Annotated in this window: 6 protein-coding genes; 4 read left to right on the top strand and 2 right to left on the bottom strand. The window is 63.1% G+C overall.

Annotated features, from left to right (window positions below):
- Positions 1-93: 93 nt before the first annotated feature.
- On the bottom strand, positions 94-2175 hold the full coding sequence (locus N7333_RS07120; protein WP_003241774.1) for a carboxy terminal-processing peptidase: 2082 nt from the start codon (positions 2173-2175) through the stop codon (positions 94-96).
- A 128-nt stretch (positions 2176-2303) separates the two neighbouring features.
- Here N7333_RS07120 and N7333_RS07125 point away from each other — a divergent pair, with 128 nt between their 5' ends.
- The 3 genes from N7333_RS07125 (at position 2304) to ahpF (ending at position 5695) form a co-directional block, all read left to right on the top strand.
- Positions 2304-3266: an NAD(P)H-quinone oxidoreductase gene (locus N7333_RS07125; protein ID WP_129483514.1), complete on the top strand. Its 963-nt coding sequence runs from the start codon at positions 2304-2306 to the stop codon at positions 3264-3266.
- Positions 3267-3421: 155 nt separating this feature from the next.
- Positions 3422-3985: an alkyl hydroperoxide reductase subunit C gene (ahpC, locus tag N7333_RS07130; protein ID WP_003241777.1), complete on the top strand. Its 564-nt coding sequence runs from the start codon at positions 3422-3424 to the stop codon at positions 3983-3985.
- Positions 3986-4138: 153 nt separating this feature from the next.
- Positions 4139-5695, top strand: a complete 1557-nt coding sequence (ahpF, locus tag N7333_RS07135; RefSeq protein ID WP_129483515.1) for an alkyl hydroperoxide reductase subunit F — start codon at positions 4139-4141, stop codon at positions 5693-5695.
- A 148-nt stretch (positions 5696-5843) separates the two neighbouring features.
- On the opposite strand, the gene N7333_RS07140 is transcribed toward ahpF, so the two are convergent.
- On the bottom strand, positions 5844-6686 hold the full coding sequence (locus N7333_RS07140; protein WP_129483516.1) for a bifunctional allantoicase/(S)-ureidoglycine aminohydrolase: 843 nt from the start codon (positions 6684-6686) through the stop codon (positions 5844-5846).
- A gap of 143 nt (positions 6687-6829) precedes the next feature.
- Between N7333_RS07140 and N7333_RS07145 the strand changes: the two genes are divergently transcribed.
- On the top strand, positions 6830-7294 hold a 465-nt coding region (locus tag N7333_RS07145), incomplete at its 3' end, for a LysR family transcriptional regulator (protein WP_279858616.1).

Genomic DNA, 7294 nt, shown 5'->3' on the forward strand with positions numbered 1-7294 from the left:
GATCTGGCAAAAAAACGAAGGGGCCGGTTTTTGGCCGGCCCCTGCATTTCACGACAGTTCGATGACGATTTGATGACGTTAGATGCTTTGCGCTCAGTGCAGCGCGAGTGAGGGGTTGAGTCCCAGATAGTCGAGCAGGATGCGCCCCGATTCGGCCAGGTAGGCGTCATCTTCCGGCGTGCTCTTGCCGTCTTCCAGCGGCAGGGCGTCCTCGTCTTCCTTCTGCAGTTCCTTGAGCGGATCTTCGCCCTTGGCCAGCCGGCGGTTGTTCTCCAGCTTGAGCTGCTTGGCTTCCACCTCGGCCTGGCGGGCACGACGCGTCTGCTCGTTGAGGCTGACGGTGGTTTCGGCCATCAGCTTCTTGGCCAGGCTCAGGCGGTCGCGGGTGAAGACGAAGTCCGGGTCATTGGCCGTGCGCCGGTCATGGCGCACTTTCAGTTCGCTCAGGAAGGGCTTGATCGGGTCCAGTTCGGGCTTGATCGCCGGGCGGATGCTGTCCCAGGGCAGGGCGGCAGGCAGCGCGCTTTCGCCGATGTCCTTGGTATCCATCACGTCGGGGTAGAGGATGTCGGGAATCACGCCCTGGTTCTGCGTGCTTTGCCCCGAGACGCGGTAGAACTTGGCCAGGGTCAGTTTCAGCTCGCCGTGGTTGAGCGGCTGGATGGTCTGCACCGTGCCCTTGCCGAAGGTCTGGCCGCCGAGAATCAGCGCGCGGTGATAGTCCTGCATGGCGCCGGCGAAGATCTCCGAGGCCGAGGCGGACAGGCGGTTGACCAGCACGGCCAGGGGACCGCTGTAGTAGACGCCTTTGCTGTCGTCGGCGAGCACGTCGACACGGCCGTCGGCATTGCGCACCAGCACGGTGGGGCCCTGTTCGATGAACAGACTGGTCAGCTCGGTGGCTTCCTGCAGCGAGCCGCCACCGTTGTTGCGCAGGTCGATCACCACGCCGTCGACCTTTTCGGCCTGCAGCTCGTCGAGCAGGCGTTTGACGTCGCGGGTGGTGCTCTTGTAGTTCGGGTCGCCAGCGCGGAACGCCTTGAAGTCGAGATAGAAGGCCGGCAGCTCGATGACCCCGAGCTTGTAGTCGCGGCCCTCGTGCTTGAGTTCCAGAACCTTCTTCTTGGCTGCCTGCTCTTCCAGCTTGACCGCCTCACGGGTGATGGTGACCACCTTGCTGGTCTGGTCGCTGGGCGGGTTGCTGGCCGGAATCACTTCCAGGCGCACGGTGGAGCCTTTCGGGCCGCGGATCAGCTTGACCACTTCGTCCAGACGCCAGCCGATCACGTCGACCATCTCGCCGTTACCCTGAGCGACACCAACGATCTTGTCCGCCGGGGCGATCTGCTTGCTCTTCTCTGCCGGGCCGGCCGGTACCAGGCGTACGACCTTGACGTGCTCGTTGTCGCTCTGCAGCACGGCGCCGATGCCTTCCAGCGACAGGCTCATGTTGATGTCGAAGTTTTCCGCATTGTCCGGCGACAGGTAGGTGGTGTGCGGATCGTAGGTGGTGGCGAAGGCGTTGATGTAGGCCTGGAACACGTCTTCGCCACGGGTCTGCTTGAGGCGCGCCAGCTGGTTCCGGTAACGCTTCGTCAGCAGTTCCTGGATGTCCTTGGTTTCCTTGCCGGCAATCTTCAGCCGCAGCACTTCGTCCTTGAGGCGTTTGCGCCAGAGCTCGTCGAGTTCGGCGCGATCCTTGGCCCAGGGGGCTTTCTCGCGGTCGACCTGCAGCTCTTCGTCGATGGTGAAGTCGATCTTGTCGACGCCCTTGCCGAGCTCTGCCAGGGCGTAGTCCAGGCGCTCCTGCAGGCGGGTCAGGTGGCGGCGATAGATGGCGAAACCTGGTTCGAGATCGCCGCTCTTGAGCAGATCATCGAACTTGGTTCGCCACTGGTTGAATTCGGCGATGTCGCCGGCGGTGAAATAACTGCGCGTCGGATCGAGCAACTTCAGGTAGTTGTCGTAGATCTGAATCGAGCGCTCGTCATTCAGCGGCGGCTTGTTGTAGTGATGGCGTCTGAGCAATTCCACTACGTTGAGGCTGGCAATCACTTGCTCGCGATCCGGCTGCAGGTAGTCCCAGCCAGGAGCAGTGGTGGTCTTGGCCGCCAACGGCAGGGCACTGAAGCCGAGTACGAGGGCGAGGGCGGTACTTGCAAGGGAGCGCTTCATGCTGATTCGACGTAGTGGCAGGTGATAACGCATATTAGGCCGTAATTGAGGGCGCCAGGTTCCGTTGGCGCTAGACGTAAGCCCGGCGGTCTGCGCCGGGCCCGTTCCACTTGCACTATGGAGGCAGCATGAAGGCATTGCAAGGCGTCGAGGGGCAGGCGCAGTGGCTGGAGCAACCCGCTCAGGCCTGCGACGCGGGGCAGATTCGGGTCAAGGTGGCTGCCGCCGGGCTGAATCGTGCCGACCTGTTGCAGCGTGCCGGTCTCTATCCGCCGCCGCCTGGTGCCAGCCAGGCCCTGGGCCTGGAGTGTTCCGGGGTGGTTATCGAGGTCGGTGCAGGCAGCGCCTGGCAGGTGGGCGATCGTGTCTGCTGCCTGTTGGCCGGCGGTGGCATGGCCGAGGAAGTGGTGCTCGATGCGCGCCACGCCTTGCCGATACCCGAAGGCCTCAGCCTGGTCGAGGCGGCGGTAGTGCCGGAGGTCTATGCCACCGCCTGGCTCAATCTGTTCCAGCTCGGTGCGCTGCGCCCGGGGGAAAAGGTGCTGCTGCATGCCGGCGCCAGCGGCGTGGGCTCGGCAGCCATTCAGCTGTGCAAGGCATTCGGCAGCCCCTGCTGGGTCAGTGTCGGCTCCGCCGAGCGGCTGGCCTACTGCGAGGCGCTGGGAGCGCAGGGTGGAGCGCTGAGAGGCGAGGATTTGCAGAGCCTGCGCGACTTCGGTCCCTACGACGTGATCCTCGATCCGGTTGGCGGGCAGTACGCCGCGCTCAATCTGGAGCTGCTGGCACGTGACGGGCGCTGGATCAACATCGGCCTGATGGGCGGCCGCGAGGCCACCCTGGACCTGGCGCAGGTGCTGGGCAAGCGCATTCAGCTGATCGGTTCAACCCTGCGTAACCGTGACGAGCAGTTCAAGGCGGACCTGCTGCGCGATCTGCAGCAGCAGGTCTGGCCGCTGTTCGCCGAAGGACGATTAAAGCCGCAACTGGAGCGCAGTTTTGCGATCAAAGACAGTGAGGCGGCGTTCGAGACACTCGCCGGTAACCAGGTCGCAGGTAAACTCGCGCTGCTGATTGATCCCACCCTGGTCTGAACCAGGGCTGCAGCCCACGTGCGACGTGGGTTGTAACATCGATTGGTGCATTCAATCGATATCATGGCCGTAATCAATAAGCTTTTTTCCGTTAGGTAGCTAATATAGCGACCGTAGATTTTTCAACCCTCATAGCAACTCACAAGGAGTCAGAGATGTCCCTCATCAATACTCAGATCCAGCCGTTCAAGGTCAACGCTTTCCACGCTGGCGAGTTCATCGAAGTCACCGAGCAGTCCCTGAAGGGCAAATGGTCCGTGCTGATCTTCATGCCGGCTGCCTTCACCTTCAACTGCCCGACCGAAATCGAAGACGCCGCCAACAACTACGCCGAGTTCCAGAAGGCCGGTGCCGAGGTCTACATCGTGACCACCGACACCCACTTCTCGCACAAGGTATGGCACGAAACTTCGCCGGCCGTTGGCAAGGCTCAGTTCCCGCTGATCGGCGACCCCACCCACCAGCTGACCAACGCTTTCGGCGTACACATTCCGGAAGAAGGTCTGGCGCTGCGCGGCACCTTCATCATCAACCCGGAAGGTCAGATCAAGACTCTGGAGATCCACTCCAACGAGATCGCCCGTGACGTGTCCGAGACCCTGCGCAAGCTGAAGGCCGCTCAGTACACCGCCGCCAACCCGGGTCAGGTTTGCCCGGCCAAGTGGAAAGAAGGCGAAGCCACTCTGGCTCCGTCGCTGGACCTGGTTGGCAAGATCTAAATCTGCCAGCTTCCTTTCCGGCCTGTCTCAGGTCGGAAAGGACCCACTCTGCGCTGTCAGGGCCATTACCGGCCCTTGTGGTGCCCGATGCCCGGGCGCGATCCGTCCGGGCATTTTATTGCCCGAATTTTTCGTATTTGAGGAATTTCCGCCATGTTGGACGCCAATCTTAAAGCCCAGTTGAAGGCCTACCTGGAGAAGGTCACCCTGCCGTTCGAGATCGTCGCGTCCCTCGATGACAGCGCGAAATCTCAGGAGCTGCTGGGCCTGCTGCAAGACATCGTCGGCCTGACCGACAAGATCACCCTGAAGACCGACGGCCGCGATGCCCGCCGCCCGTCGTTCTCGCTGGTGCGCCCCGGCGCGGATATCGGCCTGACCTTCGCCGGTATCCCCATGGGCCACGAGTTCACCTCGCTGGTACTGGCGCTGCTGCAGGTTGGTGGCCATCCGTCCAAGCTGGATGCCGACACCATCGCGCAGATCAAGAGCATCGAGGGCAAGTTCGAGTTCGAGACCTACTTCTCGCTCTCCTGCCAGAACTGCCCGGACGTGGTTCAGGCGCTGAACCTGATGGCCGTGCTCAACCCCAATATCCGCAACGTCTCCATCGACGGTGCGCTGTTCCAGGAAGAAGTCGAGCGTCGCCAGATCATGGCCGTGCCGAGCATCTACCTGAACGGTGAGGTGTTCGCTTCCGGCCGCATGGACGTGAAGGAAATCCTCGCCAAGATCGACACCGGCGCCGCCAACCGCGATGCCGAGAAGATGAGCGCCAAGGAAGCCTTCGACGTGCTGGTGGTCGGCGGTGGCCCGGCCGGTGCTGCGGCGGCCATCTACGCCGCACGTAAGGGCATCCGTACCGCGATTGCCGCCGAGCGCTTCGGTGGCCAGGTGCTGGACACCATGGCCATCGAGAACTTCATCTCGGTCAAGGAAACCGAAGGCCCGAAACTGGTGCGCGCGCTGGAAGAACACGTCAAGGAATACGAAGTCGACGTGATGAACCTGCAGCGTGCCTCGGCCCTAGTGCCGGCCAGCAGCGAAGGCGGCCTGCACGAAGTGAAGTTCGAGAACGGCGCCTCGCTCAAGGCCAAGACCGTGATCCTTTCCACCGGCGCGCGCTGGCGTGAAATGGGCGTGCCCGGCGAGCAGGAGTACAAGGCCAAGGGCGTGTGCTTCTGCCCGCACTGCGACGGCCCGCTGTTCAAGGGCAAGCGTGTGGCGGTGATCGGTGGCGGCAACTCCGGCGTCGAGGCGGCCATCGACCTGGCCGGCATCGTCGCCCACGTCACCCTGCTGGAATTCGCCGATACCCTGCGCGCCGACGCCGTGCTGCAGAAGAAGCTGTTCAGCCTGCCCAACGTGACCGTGATCAAGAGCGCGCAGACCACCGAGGTCACTGGCGACGGTCAGAAGGTCAACGGCCTGGTTTACAAGGATCGCACCACCGAGGAGCAGCATCGCGTCGAGCTGGAAGGCATCTTCGTGCAGATCGGTCTGCTGCCCAACAGCGACTGGCTCAAGGGCACCGTCGAGCTCAGCCGCTTCGGCGAGATCGTCGTCGATGCCAAGGGCGCGACCAACATCCCCGGTGTGTTCGCCGCCGGTGACGTGACCACCGTGCCGTACAAGCAGATCGTCATCGCCATGGGCGAGGGCTCGAAGGCATCGCTGAGCGCCTTCGATCACCTGATCCGCCACAGCTGATCGGTTGTTGCAGAAACGAAAAGGCCACCCCTCGGGGTGGCCTTCTTTTTATGTCTACCCAGGAGCCGCTTCGTAGGGTGCGCCGCGCGCACCGATACTCAGGTGCCGCAGCATCGGTGCGCACGGCGCACCCTACGGGCATTGCCGATCAGCGCTTCAGGCCGCCCAGGGTCAGCGGCATCTGACGGTTCACATCCTTGTACAGCAGGTAGCGGAAGCGGCCCGGGCCGCCGGCGTAGCAGGCCTGCGGGCAGAAGGCGCGCAGCCACATGAAGTCGCCGGCTTCCACCTCGACCCAGTCCTGGTTCAGGCGATACACCGCCTTGCCTTCCAGCACGTACAGGCCGTGTTCCATGACATGAGTTTCGGCGAAGGGGATCACGCCGCCCGGCTCGAAGTTGACGATGTTGACGTGCATGTCATGGCGCATGTCGCTGATCTCGACGAAGCGCGTGGTGCTCCAGCGGCCTTCGGTGCCGGGCATGACGATCGGCTCGATATCCTGCTCGTTGGTGACGAAGGCTTCCGGATGGGGCACGCCCTCGACCGGCTGGTAGGCCTTGCGCAGCCAGTGGAAGCGCACGGCCTGGCTGCCGTTGTTGCGCAGCGACCAGTCGCTCTGCGGCGGGATGAAGGCGTAGCTGCCCGGGCGCATGGCGTGCTGGGTGCCGTTGAGGGTCAGGTTGAATTCACCTTCGACGACGAAGATCACGCCTTCGGCGCTCGGGTCCAGCTCCGGCTTGTTGCTGCCGCCATTCGGGCCGACTTCGACGATGTACTGCGAGAAGGTTTCGGCAAAGCCGGTCAGCGGGCGTGCGATGACCCACATGCGCATGTTGTCCCAGAACGGCAGGTGACTGGTGACGATGTCACGCATCACGCCCTTGGGGATCACGGCGTAGGCTTCGGTGAACATGGCGCGGTCGGTCAGCAGTTGTTCCTGACCGGGATGGCCGCCATGCGGGGCGTAGTAGTAGGGCGATTTGCTCATCGAGAGAGTGCCTCGGCGGGTGAATGGCGCAGGGATCTGTCCCCGCGCGGAAAACTGGCTCCCCTGCACTATAGGAATTCGCGGCTGGATTCGGAAATTAAATAGTAGAATGCCTGCCAGTGGGTTTCATGATGGGTGGCGACATGCTCGATCCGGTGCTGTTACGCAGTTTTCTCGCCGTGGTGCAGACCGGCGGCTTTACTCGCGCTGCGGCCAGCCTGCATCTGACCCAGTCCACGGTCAGCCAGCAGGTGCGGCGTCTGGAGGAGCAGCTTGGCGCCGAGCTGCTCGACCGCAGCGGCCGCTACGTGGTGACCACCACCGAGGGCGAGCGCCTGCTCGGTTACGCCAACCGCATCGTCGCACTGATGGACGAAGCCATGCTGGCGCTGGGGCAGAGTGCGGTGGAGGGCGAGGTGCGCCTTGGCGTGCCGGACGATTTCGCTGCCAACAGCCTGACTCCCTATCTGGCCGATTTCGCCGATGCCCATCCGGGTATCCGCCTGGAGATCACCAGCGGCCTCAGTCACGACGTGTGGCGTGCATTCAACGCCGGCGAGCTGGATCTGGCGCTGATCAAGCAGCGTGCCGGCAGCGCCAAAGGCCTG

Origin of the sequence: Pseudomonas sp. GD04158 (assembly GCF_029834875.1) — a bacterium.
Lineage (GTDB): Bacteria > Pseudomonadota > Gammaproteobacteria > Pseudomonadales > Pseudomonadaceae > Aquipseudomonas > Aquipseudomonas hydrolytica.